This is a genomic window from Pseudomonas sp. GW822-FHT02G04 (genome assembly GCF_058802085.1).
Genome location: NZ_JBXANU010000054.1, coordinates 1 through 3281, shown reverse-complemented (window position 1 = coordinate 3281; position 3281 = coordinate 1). Strand labels below are relative to the sequence as shown.

General features: G+C 51.3%; 3 rRNA genes (1 of these 3 running past the window's edge). All 3 read left to right on the top strand.

The annotated features are described in order from the left end of the window. Positions 1-156, top strand: a 16S ribosomal RNA gene (locus AC1RO5_RS30855) (it extends 1379 nt beyond the left edge of the window). Between the two features lie 13 nt (positions 157-169). After that, a 23S ribosomal RNA gene (locus AC1RO5_RS30850) occupies positions 170-3061 on the top strand. A 149-nt stretch (positions 3062-3210) separates the two neighbouring features. After that, positions 3211-3281: ribosomal RNA gene (gene rrf / locus AC1RO5_RS30845) — 5S ribosomal RNA — on the top strand; the annotation flags it as partial.

Below are 3281 nucleotides of genomic sequence, written 5' to 3'. Positions count from 1 at the left end.
GCTAGATCGTTCTTTAAAAATTTGGGTATGTGATAGAAAGATAGACTGAACGTTACTTTCACTGGTAACGGATCAGGCTAAGGTAAAATTTGTGAGTTGCTCTTTGAGCAAATGCGAATTTTCGGCGGATGTCGTCTTCACAGTATAACCAGATTGCTTGGGGTTATATGGTCAAGTGAAGAAGCGCATACGGTGGATGCCTTGGCAGTCAGAGGCGATGAAAGACGTGGTAGCCTGCGAAAAGCTTCGGGGAGTCGGCAAACAGACTTTGATCCGGAGATGTCTGAATGGGGGAACCCAGCCATCATAAGATGGTTATCTTGTACTGAATACATAGGTGCAAGAGGCGAACCAGGGGAACTGAAACATCTAAGTACCCTGAGGAAAAGAAATCAACCGAGATTCCCTTAGTAGTGGCGAGCGAACGGGGACTAGCCCTTAAGTGGCTTTGAGATTAGCGGAACGCTCTGGAAAGTGCGGCCATAGTGGGTGATAGCCCTGTACGCGAAAATCTCTTGGCCATGAAATCGAGTAGGACGGAGCACGAGAAACTTTGTCTGAATATGGGGGGACCATCCTCCAAGGCTAAATACTACTGACTGACCGATAGTGAACTAGTACCGTGAGGGAAAGGCGAAAAGAACCCCGGAGAGGGGAGTGAAATAGATCCTGAAACCGTATGCGTACAAGCAGTGGGAGCCCACTTTGTTGGGTGACTGCGTACCTTTTGTATAATGGGTCAGCGACTTATTTTCAGTGGCGAGCTTAACCGAATAGGGGAGGCGTAGCGAAAGCGAGTCTTAATAGGGCGTCTAGTCGCTGGGAATAGACCCGAAACCGGGCGATCTATCCATGGGCAGGTTGAAGGTTAGGTAACACTGACTGGAGGACCGAACCGACTACCGTTGAAAAGTTAGCGGATGACCTGTGGATCGGAGTGAAAGGCTAATCAAGCTCGGAGATAGCTGGTTCTCCTCGAAAGCTATTTAGGTAGCGCCTCATGTATCACTGTAGGGGGTAGAGCACTGTTTCGGCTAGGGGGTCATCCCGACTTACCAAACCGATGCAAACTCCGAATACCTACAAGTGCCGAGCATGGGAGACACACGGCGGGTGCTAACGTCCGTCGTGAAAAGGGAAACAACCCAGACCGTCAGCTAAGGTCCCAAAGTTATGGTTAAGTGGGAAACGATGTGGGAAGGCTTAGACAGCTAGGAGGTTGGCTTAGAAGCAGCCACCCTTTAAAGAAAGCGTAATAGCTCACTAGTCGAGTCGGCCTGCGCGGAAGATGTAACGGGGCTCAAACCATACACCGAAGCTACGGGTATCACTTAGGTGATGCGGTAGAGGAGCGTTCTGTAAGCCTGTGAAGGTGAGTTGAGAAGCTTGCTGGAGGTATCAGAAGTGCGAATGCTGACATGAGTAACGACAATGGGTGTGAAAAACACCCACGCCGAAAGACCAAGGTTTCCTGCGCAACGTTAATCGACGCAGGGTTAGTCGGTCCCTAAGGCGAGGCTGAAAAGCGTAGTCGATGGAAAACAGGTTAATATTCCTGTACTTCTGGTTATTGCGATGGAGGGACGGAGAAGGCTAGGCCAGCTTGGCGTTGGTTGTCCAAGTTTAAGGTGGTAGGCTGGAATCTTAGGTAAATCCGGGATTCCAAGGCCGAGAGCTGATGACGAGTGTTCTTTTAGAACACGAAGTGGTTGATGCCATGCTTCCAAGAAAAGCTTCTAAGCTTCAGGTAACCAGGAACCGTACCCCAAACCGACACAGGTGGTTGGGTAGAGAATACCAAGGCGCTTGAGAGAACTCGGGTGAAGGAACTAGGCAAAATGGCACCGTAACTTCGGGAGAAGGTGCGCCGGTGAGGGTGAAGCACTTGCTGCGTAAGCCCACGCCGGTCGAAGATACCAGGCCGCTGCGACTGTTTATTAAAAACACAGCACTCTGCAAACACGAAAGTGGACGTATAGGGTGTGACGCCTGCCCGGTGCCGGAAGGTTAATTGATGGGGTTAGCTAACGCGAAGCTCTTGATCGAAGCCCCGGTAAACGGCGGCCGTAACTATAACGGTCCTAAGGTAGCGAAATTCCTTGTCGGGTAAGTTCCGACCTGCACGAATGGCGTAACGATGGCGGCGCTGTCTCCACCCGAGACTCAGTGAAATTGAAATCGCTGTGAAGATGCAGTGTATCCGCGGCTAGACGGAAAGACCCCGTGAACCTTTACTATAGCTTTGCACTGGACTTTGAATTTGCTTGTGTAGGATAGGTGGGAGGCTTTGAAGCGTGGACGCCAGTCTGCGTGGAGCCATCCTTGAAATACCACCCTGGCAACTTTGAGGTTCTAACTCAGGTCCGTTATCCGGATCGAGGACAGTGTATGGTGGGTAGTTTGACTGGGGCGGTCTCCTCCTAAAGAGTAACGGAGGAGTACGAAGGTGCGCTCAGACCGGTCGGAAATCGGTCGTAGAGTATAAAGGCAAAAGCGCGCTTGACTGCGAGACAGACACGTCGAGCAGGTACGAAAGTAGGTCTTAGTGATCCGGTGGTTCTGTATGGAAGGGCCATCGCTCAACGGATAAAAGGTACTCCGGGGATAACAGGCTGATACCGCCCAAGAGTTCATATCGACGGCGGTGTTTGGCACCTCGATGTCGGCTCATCACATCCTGGGGCTGAAGCCGGTCCCAAGGGTATGGCTGTTCGCCATTTAAAGTGGTACGCGAGCTGGGTTTAGAACGTCGTGAGACAGTTCGGTCCCTATCTGCCGTGGACGTTTGAGATTTGAGAGGGGCTGCTCCTAGTACGAGAGGACCGGAGTGGACGAACCTCTGGTGTTCCGGTTGTCACGCCAGTGGCATTGCCGGGTAGCTATGTTCGGAATAGATAACCGCTGAAAGCATCTAAGCGGGAAACTAGCCTCAAGATGAGATCTCACTGGGACCTTGAGTCCCCTGAAGGGCCGTCGAAGACTACGACGTTGATAGGTTGGGTGTGTAAGCGCTGTGAGGCGTTGAGCTAACCAATACTAATTGCCCGTGAGGCTTGACCATATAACACCCAAGCAATTTGCGCTTAAAAGCCAGATTGCGGTGTGTGAAGACGCAATGAACCGAAAGTTCGCAACCATTCACAAAAGCCGCACAAACTATCGCATACCCAATTTGCTGAAGCGTCGAAAGACGGTTCGGTACCCGAATTTCTTGACGACCATAGAGCATTGGAACCACCTGATCCCATCCCGAACTCAGCAGTGAAACGATGCATCGCCGA